Here is a 27,000-nt window from a genome sequence, read left to right as displayed (position 1 = left end):
ACGGCCCTGCAAGATCCAATTTGCAAAAACCGTGGAGCGTGATGGATGGGTCCGCAGATCTCGCTTGGCGCGCGCGAAGGCGTTCGCCAAGTTCTATGGGAGGAGGGAGAGCGCGCGCTCTATCGAGGACTACTGACTTACAACAATGAGCCGCCACGCAATGTGCTTGCGCTACGTTTGACCGGGGCGCTCCCACGGCCAGCGAGCGTCGCTCAGCTCGCGCATGAATTCGAACTCAGAGACCATCTCGAGAGTGCGTGGGCGGCCCGGCCGCTAGAACTCGTTCGCGACCGCGATCGAACAATGCTGATTTTAGAGGACCCCGGTGGCGAAACGCTCGACCGGCAAATCGGCGAACCGATGTCCATACCTCAATTCCTTCAGTTGGCTATAAGCACTGCCGCGGCTCTGAGCCAAGCCCATCACCGGGGGGTCGTCCACAAGGATCTGAAGCCGACCCACATTCTGGTGGATGGGACAAGCGGACGAGTGCGTCTGACTGGATTTGGCCACGCTTCCCGACTGCCGCGCGAGCGTCAAGCACTAGGTCCACCAGAGGTCATCGCGGGGACGCTCGCGTATATGGCGCCCGAGCAGACCGGTCGAATGAACCGTTCGATCGACTCGCGTAGTGATCTTTATGCGCTCGGAGTGGTCTTCTACCAAATGCTGACGGGCGTGTTGCCATTCACCACATCCGACCCCATGGAATTAATTCATTGCCACATTGCGCGGACCCCGGCGCCGCCAAGCGAACGAGTAGCGAATATCCCGGGCCCGATCTCCGACATAGTCATAAAGCTGCTCGCCAAGACAGCCGACGAGCGCTACCAGACCGCGACTGGCGTTGAGCATGATCTCCGACGCTGCCTGATGCAGTGGCAAGCGGAGGGACGGATCGCCCCGTTTTCCCCAGGCAACCTCGACACGCCTGATCGACTATTGGTGCCAGAGAAGCTTTACGGCAGAGAGCGCGAAATCGCGTCCTTGCTGAGCGCCTATAGTCGTGTCGCGACGGCTGGCACGCCCGAGTTGATGATGATCTGCGGTTATTCCGGGATCGGAAAATCCTCGGTCGTGAACGAGATGCATAAGGCCCTCGTGCCGTCTCGCGGCCTTTTTGCCTCGGGCAAATTCGAACAGGAAAAGCGCGATATTCCGTACGCAACTGTCGCACAGGCCTTCCAACGATTGATCCGCAGCCTCCTAAGCAAGAGCGACGCCGAACTGGAAGGCTGGCGCAGGGCGTTGCGCGAGGCCATAGGGGCACAGGGCCAGCTTCTAGTCGAGCTCATGCCAGAACTGAAGCTGATTGTTGGCGAGCAACTCCCCGCTCCAGATATTCCTCTGCGGCAGGCCCAGCAGGCATTCCAGATCGCCCTTCGACGCTTCGTCGGCGTATTCGCCATGGCAGAACATCCACTGATACTCTTCCTCGATGACCTGCAATGGGTCGATGCGGCGTCGCTCGACCTCCTCGAAGATCTGTTGACCCGCTCCGAGCTGCGCCACCTGCTGGTTATCGGCGCGTATCGAGACAACGAAATCGACTCGACCCATCCGCTCGTGCGCAAGTTGGAGACCATTCGAGACGCGGGCTTAAAAGTCGAAGAGATCAGGCTGACTTCCCTCAGCCGAAAACATCTTGAAGTGTTTGTCGCGGATGCGTTGCGTTGCGTACGGACGCGCGCCGTCCCTCTAGCTCGGATCCTTCATGAAAAGACCGCTGGTAATCCCTTCTTCGTAATGCAGTTCCTATCCGCCCTTGCCGACGAAGGCTTGGTCGCATTCGATCCAACCGTAGGCAGGTGGTCCTGGGATCCCGACCGCATTCGCAGCAAGGAATACACTGAAAACGTGGTCGAACTGATGGTCGGCAAGCTGGGGCAGTTGTCAACAGATACGCAAGCTGCACTGCAGCAACTCGCTTGTCTTGGGACTAGCGCTACCACCGCGATGCTTTCGACGGTGCTCGCAATCTCGGAGAACCGCGTCCACACGGCCCTCTGGGAGGCTGCGAGACGCGACTTCATCGAGAGGAGCGACGACTCATATAGATTTATTCACGACCGGGTGCAGGAAGCTGCCTATTCGCTGATTCCGCAGGAACGACGGGCTGAGACGCACCTTCGGATCGGTCGACTGCTAGTCTTGCACACGCCGTCTAAGCTGCGAGAGGAGATGATCTTCGACATCGTCAATCACCTCAACCGCGGCAGAGCACTGATCTTCTCAGAAGAAGAGCGGGAACAACTGGCCGAGTTCAATCTGATCGCAGGCAAGCGGGCGATGACGTCGACGGCCTTTCTTCCAGCACTCACGTATTTCACGGCTGGCGCATCACTTTTGGCAACCGACGCTTGGGTAAGTCGCCATGAACTCGCCTTTGCCCTTGAGTTCTATCGGGCTCAGTGCGATTTCCTTATCGGTGAGAGAGGAGCTGCCGACGACCGCTTGAATATGCTCTCTTCCCGAGCAGCAAATACTCTGGAGCGGGCGACTGTCGCGTGCCTGCGCATTGATTTGTACACGATCCTCGATCAATGCGACGATGCCGTTAGCATCTGTATCGGATACCTGCGTCACTTGGGAGTGAACTGGTCTCCGCATCCGACACGAGCCCAGGTGAAGCGCGAGTACGACAAGATCTGGAGGAAAATCGGCGATCGGACGATAGAGGAACTCGTCGATCTGCCCTTGATGAGCGACGCCGTGTCTCTCGCCACGCTGGACGTGCTCACGAGGATCTTTCCGTCGGCGCTTTTCACTGATGCGAATCTTCTTTCGCTAGTTATCTGCCGCGCGATTAATCTGAGTCTGGAGCGCGGCCACGGCGACGGCTCATGTGTCGCTTACGTCTTTTTCGCCAAAATAGCGGGGCCGCAGTTCAACGACTACAAAGCAGGATTTCGATTCGGTCACCTCGGTTATGAATTGGTAGACAAACGTGGCCTTGAGCGATTTCGCGCTCGGACCTATCTTTGGTTTGCGCAATTTTCATTAACGTGGACCAAACATGTGCGCGTCAGTAGAGCTCTTATTTGGCGAGCATTCGAAACGGCGACAAAAGTCGGCGATCTGGCCTTTACTGTGTATAGCTTCGACAACCTCAACACGAATTTCTTAGCGGCAGGCGATCCACTTGAAGAGACCCAGCGCCAAGCTGAGCAAGGCCTAGAGCTCGCCAAGCGCGCGCGATACGACCACATAATCGATATCATGAAGACGCAGCTCGGTGTTATCCGAAGTTTGCGGGGACTGACGTACAAGTTTGGCTGTTTCGATGACGAGCAGGTGAACGAGATTGAGTTAGAACAGCGCTTCGCGGCCAATCCGGCAACGAAGCAACCCGAATGTTGGTACTGGATTCGAAAACTTCAGGCGCGCTTTTTTGCCGGAGAATATTCCTCAGCATCAATCGCTGCAGCAAGGGCGCGTGAATTACTTTGGACATCCGCCGCTATGTTTGAAACAGCAGAATATCATTTCTATGCTGCGCTTTCCCTTGCGGCCTTCCGCGATCCCGTCCTTGCAAAATCTGCCGATCCCTCGTCCCAGTCTTCCGCATTGTCCACCGGGGCCTCAGCAAAAGCAGCTGCCCTAGACAAAGAGAGTTTGGAGACCTTGGCGGCGCATCAGAGACAGCTCGAGGTATGGGCGGAGAATTGTCCGGAGAATTTCGAAAACCGGGCGGCGCTGGTCGGTGCCGAGCTTGCCCGGCTGGAAGGCCGCGATCTCGAGGCAGAGCGCTTGTACCAACAGGCTATTCTCTCCGCCCGTGCCAACGGCTTTGTCCACAATGAAGCGCTCGCGTATGAAACAGCCGCGCGCTTCTACGCCGCCCGCGGCTTTGAGGACTTCTCCGAAATGTATCTTGCAAGAGCCCGCGACGGCTATTTGCACTGGGGCGCATTGGGCAAGGTGAGGCAGCTGGAGGCGTACTATCCCACATTGGCTACCGCCGCTCCACATCTCGGGACGAGAGAGGCGACGACGTCGGCACAGCTGGACGTCGAGACCGTGGTCAAAGCATCTCAGGCGCTTTCTGGTGAGATGGCCCTTCCCAAGTTGATCGAGCGGCTCATGCGAATCGCGGTGGAGCATGCCGGGGCCGAGCGGGGGTTGTTGATCCTGAGCCGGGATACTGAGCTGCGGATCGAAGCGGAGGCTACGACCACCGTGAACGAGATCGCGGTTGCACCTCGGCACGCAGCCATCACGCCGTCCGATCTGCCTCAAGCCGTGCTGCGTTACGCGATCCGGACCCAGGAGCGCGTGCTCTTGGAAGATGCCTCGTCCGATGACGTGTATTCGCAGGACGAATATGTGCGGCTCAAGCACTCAAGATCGGTCTTGTGCCTGCCAATCGTCAAGCAAGCGAAGCTTGTCGGCGCACTATATTTGGAGAACAACCTCACTCCGGGCGCCTTCACGACGGACCGGGTTACCGTTCTGGAGCTCCTGGCTTCACAAGCCGCGATTTCACTGGAAAATGCGGCGCTCTACACCGATCTGCAACGCAGCGAAGCTGTCCTAGCTCTGGGGCAAGGAATAAGTCACACCGGCAACTTCGGTTGGAGCGTTGCAGGCGGGGAGTTTTACTGGTCCGCGGAACTCTACAACATCCTTGAATACGATCGAGGTGTCCAAGCCTCCATGGATCTCGCACTACAACGAATTCATCCAGGCGACGGGGATCGTGTTCGGCGGCTTCTTGACAATGCGATCAGGGAAAAGAAGGATTTCGATAGTGAACATCGATTGTTGATGCCGGACGGCAGAGTGAAGCATGTGCACACCTCTGGCCGAGCAGTCGATGCCGGCAACCTCGACTTTGTGGGCGCCGTTCGTGACGTTACAGAACGCGTGCGGGCCGAAGAGACGTTGCGCCGCGCGCAGGGCGATCTCGCCCATGTGGCACGTGTGGCGACCCTCAACGCGATGACCGCCTCTATCGGGCACGAGGTGAGCCAACCTTTGTCTGGTATCCTGACCAACGCCAGCACCTGCGTGCGGATGCTGACCGCCGATCCCCCCAATCTGGCCGGCGCCACCGAAACGGCGCGGCGGATGATCCGAGACGCCAATCGCGCCTCTGAGGTGATCAAGCGCTTGCGCACGATGTTCTCCAAGAGCCCCCAGTCCACCGAGCTGGTCGATGTCAATGACGCCGCGCGGGAAGTGCTCGCCCTGTCGGCGGGCGAGTTGCAAAGCAGCCGTGTACTTTTGCAGACGGATTTCGCGGACAGCCTCCCTCTCGTCAGCGCCGATCGTATCCAGCTGCAGCAAGTCATCCTGAACCTCTTGCTGAACGCAGCCGATGCCATGGCCGAGATCGAGGATCGGCCAAGAATGCTCGTGGTCAAGACGGACCTCGACCACGACGGCAGCGTCAACCTGGCGATTCGGGACTCAGGCACAGGCGTAGATCCGGACGCCGTCGAAAAACTGTTCGCACCCTTCTACACGACCAAGGCAAACGGAATGGGCATTGGCCTGTCGATTTGCCGTTCGATCATCGAAAACTACGGAGGCCGTCTATGGGCGACGGTCAACGACGGAGCGGGCGCGACGTTCAGCTTTTGCATTCCAGCCGCTTCCAATAACCGCGCAGCCCCAATCAATGCGGCATGGTCCGACGTCGGTCCGGGAGCGCCAGAATAGGTTTGTCACCAGAAGGCGGACGCGACGCTATTCAGTGTTGGAAATGCTGCAGCGTAGGTTGCTCAATCTTCGATCTCGCTGGTTCGGGCGCTTGCGGCGCGTCATCATTTTGCGTTCGCCGCATCCTCGATCAGCGCGGCCACCTCATGGGGATGGGAAACCATCACCAAATGGGAAGCCCCTGGAACGACCACGGTCTTCCGCGCATGGGCGCGGTCAGCCATGAAGGCCATCGCAGCGGGCGGAATGTTGCGGTCCGCTGCGCCGTAAATCGACCAGGACGGAATGGTTTTCCAGGCCGCCCGAACCGCTCGGTCAGCCAGGGCGGCCTGATTCACCGGGCGCTGGGCCGCAGCCATCAGCCGCGCGTCGGCCTCAGGGACATCAGCGGCGAACTGGGCCGGAAATTTGTCCTGCTGGATGTATAGGTCCTGCTCGCCGTTTGGCAGATTGACTGGGGGCGCGAGGGCAGGCCCGAGCGTACTTCCCGGAAATTTGCCAGTCAGTTCGAGACTGCTCTCACCAAGGTCGGGCTCGAAGGCAGCAACATAGACGAGCGCCTTCACATTAGATACCTGGTCCGCCATGGCGGAGATCACCGCCCCAGCGTAAGAGTGGCCGACGAGAACGACCGGCCCCTTTACTGAACCAACGACGCTTGCGACATGGGCCGCGTCACCACCGACGCTTCGCAAAGGATTGGCCGCCGCGATCACTGCGAACCCGTCCCGGGTCAGATCCGCGATCACGCCGCTCCAGCTGGCGGACTCCGCAAAGGCGCCGTGGACCAAGACGATGGTGGGCTTCGGGTCGCTGGCGAGGGCGGCAGTGGCGCCGGCCAGACTAAATGCCCCAACGATAACGCCGATATTGACGAAGCTGCGCATGGCCCAACCTTTCTAATAAATGCCCGATCATCAGAGCCGCGCAGTGACGCCAAATCTATTGAACGAAGGTGTCGTCGATACCTTGGTGTCTAAGCGGATTCAGCTCGAACGGCGCGATTCACAACCCGAACTTGAGCCGCCAGCTCTTTGCCGTGCGTGGTCATCTCAAAATTGGAACACGTGGGAAGTGCTGTGGGTCGTGCATAAGCCCCTACGATTTCCCGGCAGTCATTTACCGCTCCATTTCCACCTCAGCTTCCAGGCTCTCGATGTCGCGGAAGATCGAAGCAACAGCCAGCGTAAGCCCTGCGCGCTTGAAGCGCAGCAGGCAGTCTTTTGCGCCAATGTCTCCATCAACCGCGATCTCGTCCCATCGCTCGGCATGACCGACGTAGTTGATCGGGATGTCGTAGTGCTGACTCCAAAAAAACGGCACTGCGGCGAATTTCTCGCGACGACCGAGCATGTTGAGTGCGGCGGTTCGCCCCTGCCTTTCGGCGACCACCCAATGCTCGACTCGAATGTTCTCGCCACTGTGCGGATCTGGCCACCGCGCAATGTCGCCTGCCGCGAAGATCCCAGGTGTGCTCGTCTCCAGAAAGGCATTTACTGCGACCCCGCGATCGATGTTGAGCCCAGCCTTTTCGGCGAGCCCAATCCGCGGTCGCACGCCGATGCCGGCGACGACGAAATCCGCCTCCAGAGTATTGCCGCTTCTGAGTTTCAGCTTCTTCCCATCGATGCCGCTCGCGGTGTCCTCGAGATGGAATACGACACCGTTCTCCTCATGGAGGGCGCGGATGAAGTCGCCCATCTGCGGACCCAGGACCCGCTCCATTGGCCGTTTATCCGGCGCCACGACATGAACTTCGATATCGCGCGAGCGCAGGGCCGCAGCAACTTCCAGGCCAATGAAACTGGCGCCAAGTACGATGGCGCGTCGCGCAGTCGTGGCTCGCTCGATGATCGCCTTGGAATCTGCGAACGAGCGCAACGTGTGAACGTATGGCTGGTTGGCGCCGGGTATGGTCAGGCGAACCGGCTCGGCTCCGGTTGCAAGGAGTAGCCTGTCGTAAGGAGTCCGGGTCCCGTCCTCCAGCACAACCTCGCCAGAACGTGCATCGATGAGGGCAACGTTCGCATTGAGACGCAAGTCGATATCGTTCTTTGCGTAAAAGCCCTCTCCGCGGAGCGGAATCCAATCCTCCGGCGCTTTGCCAGCCAGATAGTCCTTGGAAAGATTGGGCCGATCAACCGGCGGCGCGGCGTCGTTACTGAGCATGACGATGCTGCCTTGATAGTGTTCGCGCCGCAGTTTTTCGGCTGCTGCGAAACCGGCCGCGCCGCCGCCGACAATGACGATCTTCCCGGGAGCCTGGCCGGAGCCTCCAACGCGCTGCTTCGGTGCCGTCCGTTTTTGTTTCTCTCTTACAAATATCCGATCATCGCGCAGCTCCACCGACCAGCAATCGAGTGGATTGAAGGCAGGGGCACGCAAGGCTTCGCCTGTACGCAAATGGAAGCACGCGTGATGCCACGGGCATCGAACGGTGTCCTCAAACACAAGACCGTCAACGAGCGGCCCGCCGTAATGTGTGCATGTCGATCCGATGGCGAAGACCTCGATCCCGCGGCGCACCAACAACACCTGTTCATCGCCAGAATGGCCGACGAGCTTTCCGCCATCGGGAAGGTCGGATAGCGCGATGCCATGGACCAGATCCGGTCCGTTCGGTTTGGTATGATCTTCAGCCATCTTTTTCTCCCTTGGCGATGCAATATTGAAATCGCCTGGACTGACGGAGAACTCTTCCAGTGCGCCAGTCTGGGAATATCTTCTGCATGCATGGCTAGCGCGCCTTCAGTGTCTCGGCTTCATTTTGTGTCCAAACGTCCTGCCACACCTTTCGTTGCCAGCCAAAAAACCCGACATCACCCGCCTCCAACCGTTTTGGCGAGACGGGCGAAGCTCAAAGTCAGAGTCGCCTGCTTCAGTTCGCCCCGGCCAACACACTGCGGATTTTAGCGCGGCCATTCGGGGGGCGGTCCATAGCCAGCGGCCCTCTGCGTTGCGCAAGATGCGACCCGCACAGCCTCAGTCACCGCGGAGGCAGGGGCGTCCGGGGGTCGATCACGACTGATCCGTAAACCCAGCCTGCCAATTATCGGCATAAGCTCCATATGTTGTCGTTGGCGGCCGTGGCTATCCATACGGTAGCCGCGCTGCGGCGCGTGTTCCGCGCCTATGCCAGCGCGCCCGCTCGATGGCGCAATGGTTCGGCTCTACAATCCGTGACATGAGCTGACAGAACCAGCATTCAGGCGACCGCTCGGCTATGCGAGCGCACAACGTTTGGCCTCGCGCGCCGCCTGACACGCGATTCAAGGTCCGCGAAAGGTTTCCAAAGATGGTCATTGGCACCTCCACGGAATTGCTGACGACGCGCGATCGTGATTTGAGATGAAGGCGAGCAGGTCGGCGTTGATCTGATCCTGGTGCGTGGCTGTGATGCCGCGAGGCGACCCCGGGTAGTTGCCCTGGCGCCCTTGATCAGCTTCGCAGACTTCCGCGCAGTGGACGACGGTCGCCCGATAGGCAGCGTAGCTGCCTACGCTGCGTGGAGGGTTGGCGGCCACTGGATAGTCGTCGCGGGTCAGGACCCCGTTGCAACCGGCGGACTCGGCAAAGGCGCCGTGGACCAGCACGACGGTCGGCCTGATGTTACAGGTCTGCGCCCACGTCAAGGTGGCCACGCTCATGGCCCCAGTCCGCGCCGCTGCTCTGATTTGTTTGCCCATGGCGATTCCCTTTCGGAAGATCGACGTCACCGCCGAAGTATGGATTCACCGTAATCAGACCCGCACTGCCCCGCAAAATCCATTGGACCCAGGTATCGCCGATACGTTTGTACCGACGAGGACGGCGTGGGTGCGCCCGCCCTTGGCGCTGTCCTGCCGCAAGCGCCTCAGGCATCAGCCCAGAGGTCACGTGGCGGAGCCTCGGCGTTGCGGTGAGATGCGCTTGACGCGGGAGCATACCAAGGTATCGGCGATACCAACGTCCAATAGAGCCGACCGGCACTTACTGGCCTCATGGGTTGATGCTGTCTCGACGCGAGCAGCTTTGAGCAAATTATGAGGAGGTACAGATGTCACCATTATCTTCAATGTCCACCCGCCGGGAAGTTCTCGCGGCATCCGCCGCAGGGGCTATTGCAATGATTACCTCGGCGGGCGTCGCCGGGGCGATTTCGACGAGTCGCGGATCTGCCGCAATCCGCCCGTTCCGTATCCACGTTGCGGACGCGGATCTCGTCGACCTCAAGCAGCGTCTCAAAGCCACGCGTTGGCCCGAGCGCGAGACGGTGAACGACACCACCCAAGGCGTTCGGCTCGCGACGATGCAGGCGCTCGCGCATTACTGGGAGACCGAATACGATTGGCGTAAATGCGAAGCCTATTTGAACGGCTTGCCGCAGTTCGTTACCGAGATCGACGGGCTTGATATCCACTTCATCCACATTCGTTCGAAGCATGCGAACGCGCTGCCGATCATCGTTACCCATGGGTGGCCCGGCTCGATCATCGAGCAGTTGAAGATCATCGGCCCCCTGACCGATCCGACGGCCCACGGGGGTAGCGCCACCGACGCCTTCGACGTGATCATCCCCTCGCTGCCGGGTCACGGCTTCTCAGGGAAGCCGACGGTGGCCGGCTGGGATCCAATCCGGATCGCGCGAGCCTGGGGCGACCTGATGACGCGCCTAGGCTACACGCGATATGTTGCGCAGGGCGGCGATTGGGGGAATGCCGTCACCGAGCAGATGGCGCTGCAGACGCCGCCGGGCCTGATCGGCATCCACACGAACATGCCGGCCACCTTGCCGGATGAGGTCTCGAGTGCGCTCGCGGCGGGCGGCCCTGCGCCCTCCGGTCTGTCGGCCGACGAACGCTATGCCTGGGATCAGCTCGACTTCTTTTGGAAGCATGGGCTGGCCTACGCCCAGGAGATGGCGAACCGGCCGCAGACGCTGTACGCGCTGGCGGATTCACCGATCGGCCTCGCAGCCTGGATGCTCGACCACGATGCGCGCAGCTACGACCTGATCGCCCGCGTCTTCGACGGAAAATCCGAGGGTCTGTCCAAGGAAGACGTCGTCGACAACATTGCGCTCTACTGGCTCACCAACACTGCGGTCTCGTCGGCGCGCCTCTACTGGGAAAGCAAGCTAGCTTTCTTCGCGCCGAAAGGCGTGCCGCTCCCCACCGCCGTGAGTGCATTCCCGGACGAGATCTACACAGCGCCGCGGAGCTGGACCGAGAAGGCCTATCCCAAGCTGATCCACTACAACCGGCTCCCGAAAGGCGGTCATTTCGCGGCCTGGGAACAGCCGCAGGTTTTCACCAACGAGCTCAGGGCCGCGTTCAGGTCGTTGCATAGCGCCTGACCCCTGCCAGCGCAGACCTGCCCGCGCCCCCAGCTCAGGGCGGGTCTGCGCGCCGGCCCGCCCCCCGTAGGCGGGCTGGCTCTTCTCCTTCATGATGTGATCGTCGATGATTGTCACGCGCGGACACTTTATTTTTGAAATCTCCGGCAGAAATCCGGGCCTTGTCTCCGCCCAACGACCGAAGTTCACGGAAAAAACCTTAGACCGATACCAAGGTGCTATGGATTTTCGGATTGGGAGCGGGCAGCGTCCATTGGTGCGGCATCAAATCCTGCGGGCTTGGAGGGGAGTTAGGTGGCTACGCTAGCGCAGCCTATGCTGCTTGAGCGCGCTCCGCAAAGCGCTCTCGCCGCGAACTGTAAGCTGACCATGAAGCTCGAGGTTCTCCTTTCTGAGAACAAGTGCCTTCAGCGCTACCTCAGCCGATTTTGGGGCATCGGTCTTTCTGTGAGCAAGACCATAATCGAGAATCACCAGGGCCGCGTTTGGGCCGAGCGTAACGACGGCCCAGGCCATAAGGCCTGCTTTCTCCGCTCCTCCCTGATTATGGGGTATCGGCCAACAATTTTGATCATGCCCCGCCAAAGTTTCGCGGATAGTACTGGAAATGCATAATGATACGACGAGCATACATCGCTGTAATCGACGATGATGAGTCCATTCGCGAGTCGCTTCCGGACCTAATCAGCATGTTCGGCCATGAAGCCGAGGCATTCTCCTCGGCAGAAGAATTCCTGGCTTCGAAACTGATCGATCAAGCCAAATGCCTGGTCCTTGACATCGCAATGCCTGGTATGTCCGGGATCGAGCTTCAACGCGAGCTGACGCAACAGGGTCGGCAGATTCCGATCGTTTTCATTACAGCCCATGGAGATGAACAGGTCTGTGGGCGTCTGCGTCGGAGTGGGACAATCGAATGTCTCCTAAAACCGTTCACGGATAGCGCGTTGCTTGATGCGCTCAACGCTGTTCTCCGCTGACGGTTGCGATCCTGGACCGCTGACGAATGGACTCTGCCTGACATAGAACCGTAGGAGTCGGTCCGCATCCCGCGAAATGCCGATCCTGGTGCTCTGCCCGATTTCGCCGGGCTCGTCGTCCTCACCATGTCCGAGCCACAGGGCCTTTCCGGCAAAGATCGAGCCCGTCGAGCGAACGATCAATCCGCAGCGCTTGGGCGAGCCTTCCCGGTCCTCGCGCCAGGTCGCGCAAGCGCTCGATGCCTCGATTTGCCTGCATGATCTCGATGCTTTCGAGCGGCTCGAGCGCCCTGATCAGGACGCCGGTGCCGGTGCCCGTCGTCTCGCTGGAGACGTTGAGCATGTAGGAGATGCCGTAGGCTAGATAGACATAGGCGTGCCCACGCTCGAGGAACAGCGAGCGGTTGCGCGGCGTCATCCCGCGATAGCCGTGCCCGGCGGCGTCGCCGACGACATAGGCCTCGGTCTCGACGATGCGACCGCTGGCGACGCCTTCCGGCAACTCGCGAACCACCAACTTGCCAATGAGATAGCCGGCGAGGGCGGCCGTATCGTTCGGCAGCTCCGGGCGGGCGAGTGGGCGGCGGATGACCATCCTTATGGCGGCCAGGGTTCAAGGAATCCGCTTGACCCATTCCGCACGCGAAGGCCCCGGCTCGAACGGATCGCCGAAATACTGGGTCTCGCGGGTCACCTTGCCATCGAGGAACTCCATGATGCTCACGGTGTAGGACGGCCGCCCGTCATAGGTCAGGACAAATTCCGTGATCCAGAGGTCGCCCGTGCCGATGATGCGCCGCACCGTGAAGCGTTTCTTGTTCGGCTGCGCGGCGCGGGACGACTGAATGCTTCGCCGTCCGCGAATGCGCTCGCCCGATTGCGGATAGTCGAGCACCGCGTCCTCCCGATAAATCTGATGTTCCGCCTCGAGATCGTTCGCATCGGAGGCGGCCCAGTGGCGATCCAGAGCCGCTCGTATCTCCCGGTCTTCCATATCAAATCCTCTTAACCCCCTAAGGCCCAAACCTCGCACAGCGACTAAAGCTCGTCACCTTGCCAGCCCTCTCTCGCGCACCGACAATCTTGAATTCATTCCTTTTCGCGAAGTGTTTGAGCGCGCGTCTTTCCATAAGGATAGAAAAGCTCCTTACGACCCGTCTGCCACGCAGCCTTGAGTTCCGGCCTGGTGATGTCCCAATCCGGTCGGCATTTCATGGTCACCGCTCGCATATCCTGCCGCAGTTCCTCCACGGTGGGTCGCCCGAAAAACCAATACCCATTGTAGACCTTGGAAACGATAAGGCCGGGTTCCATGACGATAACGTGAGGGATCATGGGGTTGTGCGCGGGATCCGTGTACTCGGCGATGTCGAGGTCCTTCTGGATCACGCGCCGCGGGTCGGAAAGAAAAGGCCAATGAGCGCCAGCGCTCAATCGATACTCGTTTGTCTCTAGGAGATTATCCGTGGTGATGGTGACGAGCCGGCAATAACCCACTGCCATTTCGTGATAGAGCTGAACAAGCCCTTCAGCCTGCCGTCGGTCCCTAGGACAATACCCACCTCTGCCCAGAACCAGGACCATGGGGTCTTCTCCCTGCAATTCGGAAAGCCTTCGCCGCACGGCGCCATGATCCGGTAGCTCATAATCCGGAAAAATCGATCCTGGAATGATGTCGGAGCGCATCTGAAAGCCTCACTGAGTGTCCCGGAGGTTGAGAACCATTTTGGCCGGACGGACCATAAAAAGCCGGGAGAGGTATCAAAATCCATTATGCGATGGTGTCGCCGATACCATGGAATAATGGTTACTCCAGCATCGAATATCAGTCGCTAGGCTAAGGCCGAGGTTGCTGAGCCCTAGCAGAATCCGCCGCTTGCCAAGGCAAAGGCATTCGGCGTCGGCCGCCGGCTTGTTCAGGGTTTGCTCCCTTGATGGTGAATGCTATCGCGGGTCGCAGACATTGCCTGTCATTGCCTTGAAGCGTTTGAGTTGGCTTTTTCCCATCGCGCATTTCGATCTCCGTCACCAAAATCAACACCAAGGCATAATAGACGTTCGTGTTGTCCGGGGGCATGGTCTCCCAGGACGTGGACCCGTTCTGTTAGGCGACAACGGCCATGAAGAAAACCGGCGCATTCGCTTCCTTCGCTGGATGTTAACTCGGCTAAGTGGGTCATGCCTGTGTTTTCTTCAACGGCGACGGTGAGACATTTGGCGTGAGCGCCGCAGATCAGAAGAAGCACTGTGCAAAAGCGAAGAAACCCTCGTGACAAGCCAGCACAATTTCAAACTCATCATCGATACCATTCCTGCGATGGCGTGGTCAGCTCGGCCAGACGGGCCTATTGAGTTTCTAAGCCAGCCCTACCTAGAGTACACCGGGCTCTCCATTGAGCAGGCGAGGGGCTGGGGCTGGACGGCTGCGGTCCATGCTGACGACCTGGATGGGCTGATCACCATTTGGCAGACAATCATAGCCTCGGGTAAAGCCGGGGAGACCGATGCGAGATTGCGCCGATTTGATGGAAGTTATCGGTGGTTTCTTATCCGCGCTAACCCGTTGCGGGATGAATCGGGCAACATCGTCAAATGGTATGGGGCGAACACTGACATCGATGAGCGGAAGCGGGCTGAGGACAAGGCCGTCGAAGCTGAGGGCGAGCTACAACGGACTGTCGACGGCATACCGGCGCTGGTTGCGACCTATGGCGCGGATGGCTCGCGAATTTCTATCAACAAGCGGGGGCGCGAGTTCACGGGCCTCGCTGCTGAGGATGTGACGAATGGTGGTTGGAGGGGCGCAATCCACCCAGATGACATCGAACTTGAAGAGAGCATATGGCGCGCATGTGTCACGACAGGAGAACCGTTCGAACATGAGTACCGAGTGCGAGCGGTCGATGGTACGTATCGCTGGCACATCGCCCGTCGCGTGCCGCTCCACGACGAAGCCGGTAGAGTGATCCGCTGGTACGGCATGAGCCATGATATTGAGGGTCGGAAGCAGGCGGAAGCTTTCCTCGCGGGCGAAAAGCAACTGCTGGAGATGATCGCGTCGGGCAGTTTGCTTCGCGATGTTCTAAGCGCGTTGTGCGAATTTATTGAAGGGGCCGCGCCTGATTGCTTATGTGATGTTCACCTGATCAATTGGAGCAGCTCGACATTTGAATATGCTGTGGCTCCTTCTCTACCTTCTGCCTACAGCGACCCGATTGCGGGGATGCCCGTCAGTGGCGAGCTTTTGCCATGTGGCATAGCGGCTTTTCAAAAGATACAGGTGGTAGCGGTGGACATCGAATCCGATCCGCGCTGGTATACCTCGCCTGTTCGGTCCCATGTTCTGCAGCACGGATACAGATCGGTCTGGAGCACGCCGGTTTGTTCCAGGGAAGGGCGGGTGTTAGCCACTTTCTGCATCGTTCAACGAAAGCCAGCGACCCCATCGCCGCACCACCAGAATCTCATTGCGCACGCCACGCAGATCGCCAGCATCGCTATCGAGCGTTCCCTGATCGAAGCAGCGCTTAAGCGGACCGAAACTTTGCTCTCGGAAGCTCAACGTCTGAGTTCAACTGGTGCCTTCTCGTGGCGCGTGGACACAGACGAGATCGCATTTTCCGAGGAACTTTATCGTATCTTTGAATTTGACCCGAATGCCCCTGTGACGCTTGAGCAGATCCGTCAGCGAATCCACGCGGACGACATTCCATCACTAACTGCGCAAATGGCTCGGGTTCGCGGCGGTCAGAGCTATCTGGGCTATGAGATCCGGCTACGGATGTCGGACAACAGGGTCAAGTATCTACGCACTTTCGGCAGGGTCATCCGTCATCAGGATGGCCGGATGGAATGTCTTACGGCAGTTCAGGACGTCACAGAGCGCCGGCAAGCGGAGGAAGCCCTTGGCAAGGCTCGGTCTGAACTCGCACATGTCAGCAGGGTTACGAGTCTCGCAGCGTTGACCGCCTCGATAGCACATGAAGTCAATCAGCCGCTGTCGGGCATTATTACCAACGCCAGTACCTGCCTTCGGATGTTGGCGGCCGATCCGCCAAATGTTGATGGGGCACGCGAGACCGCACATCGCACGATACGCGACGGCAACCTTGCCGCCGATGTGATCGCGCGATTGCGTGCGCTCTTCAGCAAGCAAGCCCCTATGATCGAGCCGGTAGATTTGAACGAGGCTGCACGCGAGGTAATAGCATTGTCGGCGGGTGACCTTCAGAGAAGTCGCGTGGTTCTAACCCCCCAATTCCCTGAGGGGCTTCCGCTCGTCGCCGGCGACCGAGTCCAACTTCAGCAAGTGATTCTGAATCTGCTGCGAAATGCTGCGGATGCTATGAGCGGCGTCGAAGATCGGCCCAAGCGGTTGGTGATCAGAACTGAACCCGACGGAGACGATTCTGTGCGTCTCTCGGTAGAAGATGCAGGTGCCGGGTTCGGCGCCGATGGTCCGGAGCGGGTCTTCGAGGCTTTCTACACAACCAAGAATGAAGGCATGGGGATAGGATTGTCCGTCAGCCGCTCCATTATCGATAACCATTGCGGGCGCCTGTGGGCGGCAGCGAATGACGGCCCGGGGGCTACGTTTACGTTTTCCGTACCCGAGTATTCCAAGTACCGGTCGTCGGCAGAGGATGTGACTCTAAGCCCGGTGTTCAGGTCGGCGATTCTCTAAGATCAGTGGGCGTTAGATGAAGCTTACGCATGCACTCGTGTCGGTGGTCGATGACGATAAATCGGTACGCGAGTCCCTACCAGATTTGCTGCAGGAGTTCGGGTTTAGCGCGAACACATTCTCTTCAGCGAAGGAGTTTCTCGCGTCTGACGACGTCGATAAGACTAAGTGCCTCATTCTCGATGTTGCCATGCCGGTCATGACAGGACCCGAGTTGCAAGTGGAGCTAGCACGCCGCGGAAAGAGGATTCCGATCATCTATATCACCGCGCAAAGGGATAGCACGATCCGGCAGCGTCTCATCGAACAAGGTGCAGTGGAGTGTTTGTTCAAGCCGTTCAGCGATCAGGTCCTTCAGGAAGCGCTTAGTTCGGCGCTCCGTGATCCTTGAACCTGGTGGATTGTTAATGCCATCTCAGGAGGATAATTTGCGATGTACTCTTATCTAGCGGTTCAACGAGACGGTGCGGCGAGATCGTCATCCATGTCCGACGAAACACCTGTCGTATTCATCGTAGACGACGACGTTTCGGTACGCGAATCGTTGGAACTACTCATCTGCTCTGTGGGCTGGCGACCAGAGACATTCGCCTCAGCAAAGGCATTCCTCGATCGGTCACCTTCGCTGGTTGCGAACTGTCTGATCCTCGACGTGAATCTTCCTGATCTGAGTGGGCTTGACCTGCAGAAGCTCATATCTGTCGACCGTACCGACATGCCGATCATCTTCATAACCGGCTACGGCGACGTACCGATGACGGTTAAAGCGATGAAGGCTGGGGCTGTCGAGTTTCTAACCAAACCATTCAACGACGAGGAACTTTTGGGTGCGATCAAGCTGGCACTCGAAAGAAGTAAGACCGCACTTGCTCTGGATGCTGAGTTGCACGCCCTTCGGGATCGCTATTCATCGCTCAGCCGACGCGAGCAAGAGGTTATGACACTGGTCGTGCGTGGTCTCTTGAATAAGCAGGTCGGCTTTGAGCTTGGCATCAGCGAAATCACAGTCAAGGCACATCGTGGCCAGGCTATGCGCAAGATGCAGGCCCGCTCGCTCGCCGAGCTTGTGAACATGGCGGCCCGACTCGGCATCGCTGACTAGAGCATTTCACCGTTTCACGGAAACGGCGAACTGCTCTAACTCTTTGTTTTGACGCAATTCCGGACGGAAAACCGTTCACACTTTTCCTGAAATTGCTCTAGAGGCTTCTCTGCGCGCCCGAACTATCGTTCAATCGCCGTCGCGCGCGGTGAGAAGCCTCATCAATCCCAAGGTATTGGCGACACCATCGTCCTATCGCCTTAGCGACGATGTTGCTGCACTTATATCCATAGTTTTGAAGTGAACGTGGAATTCTTGGCAGGAGGCCTGGCAAGAGTGTGCGGTGGCGGTCTGAATTTCAGAGCGAGGTGACGTTTTGTACTGTTAACTACGTATCGGTATTGAAGGTTTATCTCTTGAAACGGTGTAGCTACTCGCGATCGGTGAGGTGAAGCAGCTATGGAAACTTCTAAAATCAGAACATCGGTGATACTACTTTCTACTATTGCCGTGCTTCACGGTTCAACCAGTGTCTTCGGACAGAATTCAAAGCAGTCCAGTGATGCTAGCACGCCGGTTGCAAAGACACCGAGCGCGAAGGCGGCGAAGATCCGCTTGACACGCAAGAGTGAGGCCTACTGGGAAGTCACTTTCAACAATCCGCCGCTCAATATCGTTGGCCCGTCGGAAGTGCGCGAGCTTGCAAAAATTGTTGGCCAGATCGAAGCGGATCCGAAGGTCAAGGTTGTAGTGTTTGACAGCGCGGTGCCAGACTATTTCATCGCTCACTACGACCTGTTGAGTCCCCTCGAGGATTCCACCGCTATGAAGCCGGGGCCGACGGGCATGCATCCCGTGCCTGACATTATGGTGCGCATCAGTCGCTTGAAGGCTGCGACGATCGTTTCAATCCGTGGGCGGGCGAGTGGTATAGGCAGCGAGCTCGCGCTCGCGGCGGACATGCGTTTTGCAAGTCGGGAGAAGGCGGTTGTGTCGCAGTTTGAAGTTGGCGCCGGCTTCGTCCCGGGAGGAGGGCCTATGGCGCGACTGCCGCGGCTGGTCGGCCGCGGGCGCGCTATGGAGATGTTGATCGGTGCCGAGGGTTTTGATGGCGAATTGGCAGAGCGCTACGGTTACGTCAATCGGGCGCTGCCCGATTCAGAGTTGGACGGTTTTGTCGACGCCTTGGCGACACGCATTGCTTCGTTCGATGGGCAGGCGATTGCCGATACCAAGAACCTGATCAACCAGGCTAGTTTGCCGCCAGACTCGGAAATGCAGCCGGGTTGGGACGCGTTTATCACTTCCGTACAACGACCTGCGGCACAGGCGCGTGTGAAGGTTCTTGTAGGTGAAGGGCTGCAGCAGCCCGGTGCCGTCGAGAAGAACCTGGAGCAATATACAGCCAAGTATCGGGATTAATCGGCACACTGCCGCCCGAGTGGATTGAAGCCGAGTTATCAGCGATGACACCCGGCGCTGTGTTGCGTAGGCGCGGAATTAATCCACTAGGAATGCGAATCGGAGGTCATTAAGATGCCCGACTTGGAGACGGATCGCAATCCGCGTGTTGCGAGCGACAGCGTTGCTGGGCCGAAAAGATCACCCCGGCCGTTCGCCTTTGCGGGCCTGTATGCTCCGCCCGTTGGGCTCTGGTTAGAACGATTTGCGCGGACGCCGGTCCCCGCCGCTCCCGCGAAGAGCGGCGGTGCCAAAGAGCAGCTTAACCAAAGGACTGCTGGATTCACCGTTGCTGTGCTTGTCGGAAGTCTTCGCACAGGGTCCTATACTCGGAAGATTGCGCGCGCCCTGATCGACCTGGCGCCGGTGGGCCTCAACTGCAACATCGTGGAGTTCGCCGACCTGCCCCTCTACACCGAGGATCTGGACGGCTTTCCGCCGGAAGCATGGACACGATTTCGCAACGAGATCCGGCATGCGGATGCGGTGCTCATTGTTACGCCCGAATACAATCGGTCGGTCCCTGGTGGATTGAAGAACGCAATCGACGTGGGCTCGCGCCCGTCATTTAAGAGCGTATGGAATGGCTTGCCGGCCGCCGTCGTCAGTGCTTCGCCCTCCAAGGTTGGCGGGTTCGGCGCGAACCACCACATACGGCAGAGCCTCGTTTTTCTGAATATGCCGGTGATGCAGCAGCCAGAGGCGTATTTGCCCGAGGTTGCGGCTATGTTCGACGACCAAGACCGGCTAAAGTCTCCCGAGGCCCGTGACTTCTTAGCTAAGGTGATGAGTTCCTTTGCGGACTGGGTGATGTTGGTCCGCGGAGAGGTCTCGAGCCGGAGCTTAGCTGGGCAAGAGGACCGTTAGGACCTCTTGTTCCCACCTCATTGTGCGCAGCCCGGTAAGGTCGCGAAAGCACAAACGGGAAAATTCAGTCAGGCCGCTTAAAGGTGCGATCTCGTTGATACGCTGGCTGTCTGCAGACGTTAGCCAGCATTGGCTGACTAGACCCTCGAAGTACCTGCAGCGACGGCGAATCGACGGCCAAGCACCTTTTTTGCGAGGATCAAGCATGGCGCCGCAACCAGGAAGAAAAGCACAAGCGCCAAGAAGGCCTCGTTGAAGGAAAGGGTGATGGCTTGCCTATCGACAGCCTGCCGCAGAACCGATAGCGCGGCTTTACCAGAAACAGCACTGTCGAGCCCCCTAGCCCGAAGTTGGCCCGCCACTGCCTCGAGGCGCTGTTCGAGGACAACATCCCCAACACCCAGGTGCGACGCCAGGATTGTCCTGTCATAGGCAAGTTGTCGATCGAGATAAGTTTGCAGCAGAGCGGTGCCGGCCAGACCACCAACCTGCTTGCCAAGATCGAAAAGACCGATGCCGAATGGCAGGGCCTTGGCAGGAAGCCGCATGAAGGCAAACAGCGTCAGGCTGATGAACAGGAGACCCAGTCCAAAGCCGCGCAGCAGCAGCGGAAACTCCAGATCCAAAGCTCCGCTGTCGCTTGTCGAACCAGACAGGAGCCACATTGCCGAGGCGAAAGACACAACACCGACAGGAGCCAGGGCAAGCGGATTGATTCCGCTTTTTTGTACGCCGACTCCCGCAACCAGCAGTGTGCAACCCAAGATGACTCCACTCGGCAGAAGAAGTGTTCCAGCATCCGTAGCCGTGAAGGCGAGAACGTTTAAGGCAAAGGCCGGGATGAGAAAGGCGCTGCCGGACAAGGCGAATCCGGCTACCAGACTGACGACAAGGGCGAAGCGAAAGTCGGGATCACCCAAAGGCGACGTGGCAAGGATCAGACGATCCGATGCAAATCGAAACTCCCACAGCAGCATGAGGAAGACCGCCAGCAGGCCGGTCGCGGTGAGAAGGGTGATGTGCCCGTCGTCAAACCAATTGAACCTGCTGCCTTGCTGCGACGCGTAGGTCAAAGACGCAGCGGCGATTCCAGCCAGCGCGATCTGGATGTAGGGGATGCGGATTTTGTCGCGGAACGTTTGTCGGCGGTCCGCCGCCAGCATGACCAGGGCGACAATGCCCACCGGCACGTTGCTCAGGAATATCCAGTCCCACGACAGGTGGTCGACAAGCCAACCTTGCAGCGCTGGCGTCACTGTCGTCGGGGCCATGACGGAGCCAAGGGCCAAAAGGGCTTGCACAATCGGTTGCTGGCGGCTCGGGAAGCGCAAGAACAGCAGCGTCTGGCCCGCCACGAGCACGGTCGCGCCGGCAAAACCCTGAACGATGCGGCAGAAGTCAATCCAGGCAATATCGGCGGAAGAGATCATTGCGGCAGACGCCAAGAGAAGCGCGACCGTGCCGGCGCGCAAACAGGCCGTAGGCTTTAGCGCTGCAACAAACAGCGGCGCGACCAAAAAGCCGGTCAGCTTGGCCGCGAGAAATGCGATGTCGAAAGTCGCGAATTCGTCGGTCGTGGCATGTATGTCGCCCAGCATATCCAGACGCCCAATAGAAAGTGCTGTGCTGGCGATCGAATCCATGACGGCGGTCAGCACAACTCCGGTCAAAACCAACGCGGCGCCGAGCATCTCGAGCTTCGTCAGCAACGGTCGCGGTTCGATCTGATGGCTCATTGTGCCGTACCGGGCCGATTTTCCGCAAGGTCGCCGGCCTGGTTCGAAGTGGTGGTCGCGGGATCGGTTTCCTTGCCCACCCGGACGGCAATGCGGGCTGAAAGTCCAGGAACCAACCGACCAGGCAACGGATTGTTTGTAAGTCTTATCTTGACCGGAACGCGCTGGACGACGCGGATGAAGTTACCGGTCGCATTGTCCGGTGGCAGCACGCTGAAGGCAGCCCCGCTACCCGGGGCGAAGCTGTCGACGACACCATCAATCTGAACATCAGGGTACTCGTCGATGATCACCTGAACGGGCTGCCCGATCTCCATTCGATCAAGCTGGGTCTCCTTGAAATTGGCGACGACCCACACATCCCGTACCGGAACGATGTCCATCGCCGGAGTGCCGGCAGTGACGTACCGCCCGACGCGAACTTGCCGGTTGCCGATGACACCGTCGATTGGCGACCGGATGAGAGTGTTGGCGAGATCCATCCTGGCCAGGCTGACAGACGCTTTCGCCTGAGCCATCGTTGCTTGGGCGCCGGCGAGTTGGGCGTCGAACACCCCAAGCTTTAGCCTCTGCGCCAGAGTATTGGCCGCCGCGGCGTTGTCCCCCGCCTCGGCTTTTGCGAACGCGGTCTGCGCATCCTGGAGTTTTTGTTCGCTGGCCGTCCCGCTCTCTCGGAGAGCGGTGTAGCGGTCAAGATTGGCTCTCGCCAACAGCAAATCCGCTGAGACCGAGCGCTCCTGTGCCACCGCTTGTTCGATCAAGGCATCTTGCAGTTTCTGTGTTGCTTCAATGTTTGCGATATCGGCCTGTCGCGTGGACAGAGTGGCAATGGCTTCGTCGAGTTTCGCCCGGTAGTCACCGTCGTCGATGCGAAACAGCAAACTCCCTTTGCGAACGTCGGCGTTGTCTCCAACCGCCACTTCCACCACATAGCCGGAGAGCTTAGGCGCGATGCTCGTTATGTCACCGCGAACATAAGCGTTGTCGGTGGTTTCCTCGGAACGGCCGTGAAAATACCATTGCCAGGCCCAGGCTGCCGACAGCGACATCGTCACAGTCACCACCACTAGAATAGCGACCTTCCGGGCCCGGCTTATCGGAGCTCGCGTTGATCCAGGCGAGGCCACATGGCCGAATGCGGGAGACGCCGCCGGTTGCGATTCGTCACCACTCCTCAACGCCGGTTGCGTGGGTCCTTCAAAGCCTTCAACTCGGAGCATCTCAACGATCCAATCTCCAACATGCGCGGCTAGTCAATCTTGCGAATTGGTTTCGTCATGTCCGGGGATTTCCGACCAGTTGCGCTGTTGGTCTGCTACTCTGGCAAATCCCTTGGACCACACCTCGCACTGCCTCTCGGCGGGCCATCGCACAACGACGACCCCGTCTGATCTCCCGGGTTACCAGGTCTTCAGTCGATGCGAAGGCTCTGCTCCATCGCGTAGCACTGGTCCCAGATGAACACGTCATAGCCGGCCAGCCGAGACTGCCACTTGGGCGTGACGGCATTGACGCATTTCACAACGACGCGGTCGATGTAGTTGTCGTAGACGGCCCAGAGATTGGGCTTGTCCTCGGCTTCCATTTCTTCGCCGGGGGGCGTTGACTTCAGGGCAGCAGCGGCAGCTGCCTTCAGGTCATTCATGAATTCGAGCTGGGTACGGACATCGGAATGAGTACCGACGCGGTTGACATGGCCCCCGACGAGCGTTTCGAACGGCAAGGTGTCGATGTACGCCACCTGGTCGAAGTAGCCGGGGATGTCCTTGGCAAGTGCGAAGCGACGCCAAGGCATCCAACCGGGAAAGATCACGTCGACCACCATCAGGACCTTCTGTTCTGGAGCATAGATGAAGATGTTTCCCGGCTCATGGGGGCTGCTGCCGGGATAGCTGAGCTCAAGAACCTGACTACCGACCTTCAAGGTGTAGCGGTCCTTGAACGTGACGGTCGGGAGAGGGCGTCTCGCATCTTTCGCCCGTTCGAGCAGCCGCAGGGTCTCTTCCTGGGCGATGATAATTGGATGGCCGCCGAGGTCGTTTGCGCCGCCAATATGATCTACGTGCGCATGGCTGTAGACGACGTGTGTGATAGGCTGATCCGTCACCTCGGCGATAGCCTGGCGTATGTGAGCCGAGTATCCCGGAGGAGCGTCGATCACAACGACACCTGTTTCGTACACGAGGAACATCGACTGGTAACCGTTGTCGGTGACCATGTAGAGGCCACGGCCCAGCTTTTGATTCCGGTATCCCTTCTTCGGGTCGATAGTCGCGGTTACGTCTTCCCTGGGAATCGGAAGGTAGTGGTCGACGCGCGCACCTATCGGCGCCAACGACGGCATACCCTGGTAAGGGGCGCCAGGCTGTCCCGGTAACGTCTCGGCGCAGGCGCCCCCGATTGGCGCCAAACCGAATCCAACTGTGAGCAGAAGGGAACCGGCGTTCGCCGCTGCCCTCGAAAGACCGGAACGGAAGAGAAGCATAACAAATCTCCTATTTTTGAATAACGTTTAGCAGGGATGATTTCTCGACAAATTCGAAGGTTGGTTATTATTCTTAGGCATAGCGAATACTTTGGTGTCAAAATTACCCCGCAACCTCGTCATTTGAATCCCGAGAAAGTACACCTCGTGCCCCGGCAGTCAGCCCAGCCCGACGGCGATAAGCCGATTCAGCTAGTACCTCAAACAACAGTGACGGACCGCTAGGCCCACCACTGTTCGGCTGGGGGCGGCTTTCAGTGCCCGTGGCCAAGAGCATTCAGATCAGCGCAGAATTCCGCGTAAGGTTTGGTCATCCCCGCGTCCTGGCATTCTCTTATCATCGCCTTCCGCTTCCCCATCGGCAGGGTTTCAAGGGCTGCCCTAAATCTGCTTCTCATAATCGGATCCGTGTGGGTCGGACCCTTGATTGAACTGGTATAAAAAGACGACTGCTGATTGATCGGGTCGATGACGTCGAGTGCGCCGCCAGATGCGGTTCCCGCGAGTGCCGAGAGTGCAAATGCTGCAGCGAGACATTTAGCCCTGATGTTCATGACGAATTCCTTCTCCTCAATGGGCCGATCGCCGAACCGACGACCGCGATGATGATCTACTGATGACTTCCGGCGACCAGAGCTTAACCGGACGAGTTGCAATCTATCCGTGGATCGTCGCGGATCTATTGTGCGATGGTATTGTCGATACTTTGGCATTGGTCGATTGAGAAATGCTGATCTGAGGTGCGCTTGCCAGACGCTGCGGAAGAGATTCGGTGTGATCGACCGTTCTTGCTCAGGTCTCCAATTACTTCCCGCCGTGTGCACGGAAGTCTTTGGCGCGATACCAATGCCCACGCCACCTGAGGACCGATACCAAAGCGTCATGGACTTCGTACTTCACGCGACCCACGGTTCGGGTGTACCCGAGGAGATTGTATCAAGTACGCGGCTCGACCTTGTCCAAAAATAGATCTTAGCTTTTGTCCATCGGTAGCGAATGAGGATGAAGGTTATGCCAAGAAGATCATTATCGCCTGCAGAGCGCGAGTTCTTTGTGGCGATGGCGGCTGTAGGGATCGTCGGCGCCCCTCCCGGGACGCTCAAGATATGGACCCAAGACGGTTCTACGGGAGCTGGCGTCCGCTATGGTGAGGCGGCAGCTCAATCCAGCCACAGCGGACAGTGGAACGGCGTTCACCAATACCATCGGGCAATTGATGGGGCCGCGTGGCTCTGCTCTCGTATGCGCGTTTGGGCAGGTGTTGCCGCCGAAACGAGGGAGCTTAATATGAGCGATGATGTAGTGCGCACTGAAGCCGCGAAAAAACGGCAGGAATCGCCGGCAGTCGACATGAAGCTCGAGGTCGTTGTCATTCCTGTTTCGGATGTCGATCGGGCCAAGCGGTTCTACGGCGACCTGGGTTGGAGGCTCGACGCCGACTTTGCCGTCGGTGACACATTTCGGGTCGTCCAGTTCACGCCTCCGGGTTCGCCAAGCTCGATCCACTTCGGGATCGGCCTCACGTCCGCCATACCCGGTTCGGTACAGGGGCTCTATCTCGTCGTCTCCGATATCGAAGCAGCGCATGCCAAACTCGTGGCTCACGGGGTCGACGCGAGCGAAGTGTCATACCGTACAGGGCCCGGACAGCCGGCGATCAAAGGCAGGGATCCAGAGCGGCGAACCTACAACTCTTTCACCTCGTTTAAGGATCCCGATGGCAATGCGTGGCTGTTACAGGAAATCACCGCGCGATTGCCTGGACGAGTAGAGGCCGCCACAACGTTCGCTTCGTCGAGCGAGCTTGCGACGGCGCTGCGGCGAGCGGCGGACGCCCATGGCGAGCATGAGAAGCGGACGGGCGGACAACGGGATGAGAACTGGCCCGATTGGTACGCCGAGTACATGGTAGCGGAACAGACCGGCAAGCCGCTGCCGACGTGAGCAGCGGCCTGGTCGCTCCTGGCGGGGCGAGAGACGATGCCACGGTTGGCGTCGAACCAAGGATGCGCTGGGTCAACCGTCGAACGTCGATGGGCGCTCTAGAAGAGTGTAGTTGCTCCTCCCCGGGGGTATCAGGGTTTTGCAGAGCGATCGCGGCAAAGGATGTTCAAAAGTACAAAGCGTCGACTCCTATCCACATCAACATCACGGCTGTCGGCAGAGCCGTTCGAGGATGCAGGACAGCTGTGTCTGCCTGCAATACCGCGCGAAGCCCTAGCGATCCGCGACCGATATGGATCATGAGTATCGGTAGCTTGTTTTCGCTGACCAGAAGGTATTGCCGACACCATCGTGTAATAGATTTATGCGGTGCGTATGTAGATCTTAGAATTCGTATGCGAATGAACCGGGTTGATTGAGGAGGAAGTGATGCCAGCGATATCGCTGTCGCCAAAGGGTGCGCAAGCCGGCGGCGGCCCCTTCGACGCGTTCGACATCCCGAAACTTCCCCTAGCGGTCACAGTATACCCAGGCGAAATCTGCCGCGCGCCGCGGAGTTGGGGCGAGAAGAGTTTTGGCAAGCTCATGCACTGGAATGAGGTCGACGAGGGTGGCCATTTCGCAGCGTCGGAGCAGCCTCAAATCTTTTCTGCAGAGTTCAGAGAAGCGTTCAGGTCGCTACGCCAATCCATCTGAGGCGAGAGAGGCGATGCCCCATCGCTTCCGCCCAGTAGCGCGGCCGGGTCGCCCCCCCACCCGGCCGCGCATTTGATTTTCGGTCCGCTACCTATGAATGGAGCAA

Annotated in this window: 19 protein-coding genes and 1 pseudogene; 10 read left to right on the top strand and 10 right to left on the bottom strand. The window is 58.7% G+C overall.

Features of this window, described 5'->3' with window-relative positions:
• Nucleotides 1–45 precede the first annotated feature (45 nt).
• Nucleotides 46–5,664 (top strand): trifunctional serine/threonine-protein kinase/ATP-binding protein/sensor histidine kinase, encoded by a 5,619-nt coding sequence (locus AC1D05_RS10680; RefSeq protein ID WP_477440713.1) that lies wholly within the window; start codon nt 46–48, stop codon nt 5,662–5,664.
• A gap of 104 nt (nt 5,665–5,768) precedes the next feature.
• On the opposite strand, the gene AC1D05_RS10675 is transcribed toward AC1D05_RS10680, so the two are convergent.
• The 3 genes and pseudogenes from AC1D05_RS10675 to AC1D05_RS10665 all read right to left on the bottom strand — a co-directional run.
• Nucleotides 5,769–6,551, bottom strand: a complete 783-nt coding sequence (locus tag AC1D05_RS10675) for an alpha/beta fold hydrolase (RefSeq protein WP_477440712.1) — start codon at nt 6,549–6,551, stop codon at nt 5,769–5,771.
• Between the two features lie 232 nt (nt 6,552–6,783).
• A complete protein-coding gene (locus AC1D05_RS10670; protein WP_477440711.1) occupies nt 6,784–8,307 on the bottom strand; it encodes an FAD-dependent oxidoreductase in 1,524 nt (507 codons plus the stop codon).
• Between the two features lie 821 nt (nt 8,308–9,128).
• Nucleotides 9,129–9,269, bottom strand: a pseudogene (locus AC1D05_RS10665) (alpha/beta hydrolase); the annotation flags it as partial.
• 431 nt (nt 9,270–9,700) lie between these two features.
• On the opposite strand from AC1D05_RS10665, the gene AC1D05_RS10660 reads away from it, so the two are divergent.
• A complete protein-coding gene (locus tag AC1D05_RS10660; RefSeq protein WP_477440710.1) occupies nt 9,701–10,999 on the top strand; it encodes an epoxide hydrolase family protein in 1,299 nt (432 codons plus the stop codon).
• A 614-nt stretch (nt 11,000–11,613) separates the two neighbouring features.
• The gene (locus AC1D05_RS10655; protein ID WP_477440709.1) at nt 11,614–11,979 is read left to right on the top strand and encodes a response regulator transcription factor; all 366 of its coding nucleotides are present in this window, start codon (nt 11,614–11,616) and stop codon (nt 11,977–11,979) included.
• 121 nt (nt 11,980–12,100) lie between these two features.
• Here AC1D05_RS10655 and AC1D05_RS10650 read toward each other — a convergent pair whose 3' ends face one another.
• The 3 genes from AC1D05_RS10650 to AC1D05_RS10640 all read right to left on the bottom strand — a co-directional run bounded on the left by AC1D05_RS10650 (nt 12,101) and on the right by AC1D05_RS10640 (nt 13,665).
• The gene (locus AC1D05_RS10650) at nt 12,101–12,574 is read right to left on the bottom strand and encodes a DNA-3-methyladenine glycosylase (protein WP_477440708.1); all 474 of its coding nucleotides are present in this window, start codon (nt 12,572–12,574) and stop codon (nt 12,101–12,103) included.
• A gap of 18 nt (nt 12,575–12,592) precedes the next feature.
• Complete coding sequence (locus AC1D05_RS10645) at nt 12,593–12,973, bottom strand: nuclear transport factor 2 family protein (RefSeq protein WP_477440707.1); 381 nt, start codon at nt 12,971–12,973, stop codon at nt 12,593–12,595.
• A 95-nt stretch (nt 12,974–13,068) separates the two neighbouring features.
• Entirely contained in the window at nt 13,069–13,665 is a 597-nt protein-coding gene (locus AC1D05_RS10640) for a redoxin domain-containing protein (protein WP_477344846.1), read from the bottom strand.
• Between the two features lie 583 nt (nt 13,666–14,248).
• Here AC1D05_RS10640 and AC1D05_RS10635 point away from each other — a divergent pair.
• From AC1D05_RS10635 to AC1D05_RS10615, 5 genes are all read left to right on the top strand, one after another.
• Nucleotides 14,249–16,663: a PAS domain-containing protein gene (locus AC1D05_RS10635; RefSeq protein ID WP_477440706.1), complete on the top strand. Its 2,415-nt coding sequence runs from the start codon at nt 14,249–14,251 to the stop codon at nt 16,661–16,663.
• A 16-nt stretch (nt 16,664–16,679) separates the two neighbouring features.
• The gene (locus AC1D05_RS10630; RefSeq protein ID WP_477440705.1) at nt 16,680–17,054 is read left to right on the top strand and encodes a response regulator; all 375 of its coding nucleotides are present in this window, start codon (nt 16,680–16,682) and stop codon (nt 17,052–17,054) included.
• Between the two features lie 93 nt (nt 17,055–17,147).
• Nucleotides 17,148–17,765, top strand: a complete 618-nt coding sequence (locus tag AC1D05_RS10625) for a response regulator transcription factor (protein ID WP_477440704.1) — start codon at nt 17,148–17,150, stop codon at nt 17,763–17,765.
• Between the two features lie 399 nt (nt 17,766–18,164).
• A complete protein-coding gene (locus tag AC1D05_RS10620; RefSeq protein WP_477440703.1) occupies nt 18,165–19,127 on the top strand; it encodes an enoyl-CoA hydratase/isomerase family protein in 963 nt (320 codons plus the stop codon).
• Nucleotides 19,128–19,241: 114 nt separating this feature from the next.
• Nucleotides 19,242–20,033 (top strand): NADPH-dependent FMN reductase, encoded by a 792-nt coding sequence (locus tag AC1D05_RS10615; RefSeq protein WP_477440702.1) that lies wholly within the window; start codon nt 19,242–19,244, stop codon nt 20,031–20,033.
• 137 nt (nt 20,034–20,170) lie between these two features.
• Here the strand turns inward: AC1D05_RS10615 and AC1D05_RS10610 are convergent, their stop codons facing one another.
• The 4 genes from AC1D05_RS10610 to AC1D05_RS10595 all read right to left on the bottom strand — a co-directional run bounded on the left by AC1D05_RS10610 (nt 20,171) and on the right by AC1D05_RS10595 (nt 24,808).
• A complete protein-coding gene (locus tag AC1D05_RS10610; RefSeq protein WP_477440701.1) occupies nt 20,171–21,769 on the bottom strand; it encodes an MFS transporter in 1,599 nt (532 codons plus the stop codon).
• A complete protein-coding gene (locus AC1D05_RS10605; RefSeq protein ID WP_477440699.1) occupies nt 21,766–22,818 on the bottom strand; it encodes an HlyD family secretion protein in 1,053 nt (350 codons plus the stop codon). Before AC1D05_RS10605 ends, AC1D05_RS10610 begins: the two co-directional genes overlap by 4 nt.
• Nucleotides 22,819–23,180: 362 nt before the next feature.
• Nucleotides 23,181–24,254, bottom strand: a complete 1,074-nt coding sequence (locus tag AC1D05_RS10600; RefSeq protein ID WP_477440697.1) for an MBL fold metallo-hydrolase — start codon at nt 24,252–24,254, stop codon at nt 23,181–23,183.
• A 254-nt stretch (nt 24,255–24,508) separates the two neighbouring features.
• Complete coding sequence (locus AC1D05_RS10595) at nt 24,509–24,808, bottom strand: hypothetical protein (RefSeq protein ID WP_477440695.1); 300 nt, start codon at nt 24,806–24,808, stop codon at nt 24,509–24,511.
• A 733-nt stretch (nt 24,809–25,541) separates the two neighbouring features.
• Here AC1D05_RS10595 and AC1D05_RS10590 point away from each other — a divergent pair.
• Nucleotides 25,542–26,198, top strand: a complete 657-nt coding sequence (locus AC1D05_RS10590) for a VOC family protein (RefSeq protein ID WP_477440693.1) — start codon at nt 25,542–25,544, stop codon at nt 26,196–26,198.
• Nucleotides 26,199–26,627: 429 nt separating this feature from the next.
• Entirely contained in the window at nt 26,628–26,894 is a 267-nt protein-coding gene (locus tag AC1D05_RS10585; RefSeq protein ID WP_477440691.1) for a hypothetical protein, read from the top strand.
• The last annotated feature ends 106 nt before the right edge of the window (nt 26,895–27,000 follow it).

This window comes from Mesorhizobium sp. P2_E9 (assembly GCF_056403815.1).
Note: the sequence above shows the minus strand (reverse complement) of the source record. Positions and strands in the feature narration are given on the sequence as shown.

What these genes read in the sequence shown, in the direction of transcription:
- AC1D05_RS10600 (WP_477440697.1), bottom strand. Translation starts at nt 24,254, where the DNA reads ATGCTTCTCTTCCGTTCCGGTCTTTCGAGGGCAGCGGCGAACGCCGGT.
- AC1D05_RS10625 (WP_477440704.1), top strand. Translation starts at nt 17,148, where the DNA reads ATGTCCGACGAAACACCTGTCGTATTCATCGTAGACGACGACGTTTCG.
- AC1D05_RS10615 (WP_477440702.1), top strand. Translation starts at nt 19,242, where the DNA reads ATGCCCGACTTGGAGACGGATCGCAATCCGCGTGTTGCGAGCGACAGC.
- AC1D05_RS10630 (WP_477440705.1), top strand. Translation starts at nt 16,680, where the DNA reads ATGAAGCTTACGCATGCACTCGTGTCGGTGGTCGATGACGATAAATCG.
- AC1D05_RS10595 (WP_477440695.1), bottom strand. Translation starts at nt 24,808, where the DNA reads ATGAACATCAGGGCTAAATGTCTCGCTGCAGCATTTGCACTCTCGGCA.
- AC1D05_RS10675 (WP_477440712.1), bottom strand. Translation starts at nt 6,551, where the DNA reads ATGCGCAGCTTCGTCAATATCGGCGTTATCGTTGGGGCATTTAGTCTG.
- AC1D05_RS10680 (WP_477440713.1), top strand. Translation starts at nt 46, where the DNA reads ATGGGTCCGCAGATCTCGCTTGGCGCGCGCGAAGGCGTTCGCCAAGTT.
- AC1D05_RS10650 (WP_477440708.1), bottom strand. Translation starts at nt 12,574, where the DNA reads ATGGTCATCCGCCGCCCACTCGCCCGCCCGGAGCTGCCGAACGATACG.
- AC1D05_RS10640 (WP_477344846.1), bottom strand. Translation starts at nt 13,665, where the DNA reads ATGCGCTCCGACATCATTCCAGGATCGATTTTTCCGGATTATGAGCTA.
- AC1D05_RS10585 (WP_477440691.1), top strand. Translation starts at nt 26,628, where the DNA reads ATGCCAGCGATATCGCTGTCGCCAAAGGGTGCGCAAGCCGGCGGCGGC.
- AC1D05_RS10660 (WP_477440710.1), top strand. Translation starts at nt 9,701, where the DNA reads ATGTCACCATTATCTTCAATGTCCACCCGCCGGGAAGTTCTCGCGGCA.
- AC1D05_RS10670 (WP_477440711.1), bottom strand. Translation starts at nt 8,307, where the DNA reads ATGGCTGAAGATCATACCAAACCGAACGGACCGGATCTGGTCCATGGC.
- AC1D05_RS10590 (WP_477440693.1), top strand. Translation starts at nt 25,542, where the DNA reads ATGAGCGATGATGTAGTGCGCACTGAAGCCGCGAAAAAACGGCAGGAA.
- AC1D05_RS10620 (WP_477440703.1), top strand. Translation starts at nt 18,165, where the DNA reads ATGGAAACTTCTAAAATCAGAACATCGGTGATACTACTTTCTACTATT.
- AC1D05_RS10605 (WP_477440699.1), bottom strand. Translation starts at nt 22,818, where the DNA reads ATGTCGCTGTCGGCAGCCTGGGCCTGGCAATGGTATTTTCACGGCCGT.
- AC1D05_RS10645 (WP_477440707.1), bottom strand. Translation starts at nt 12,973, where the DNA reads ATGGAAGACCGGGAGATACGAGCGGCTCTGGATCGCCACTGGGCCGCC.
- AC1D05_RS10610 (WP_477440701.1), bottom strand. Translation starts at nt 21,769, where the DNA reads ATGAGCCATCAGATCGAACCGCGACCGTTGCTGACGAAGCTCGAGATG.
- AC1D05_RS10655 (WP_477440709.1), top strand. Translation starts at nt 11,614, where the DNA reads ATGATACGACGAGCATACATCGCTGTAATCGACGATGATGAGTCCATT.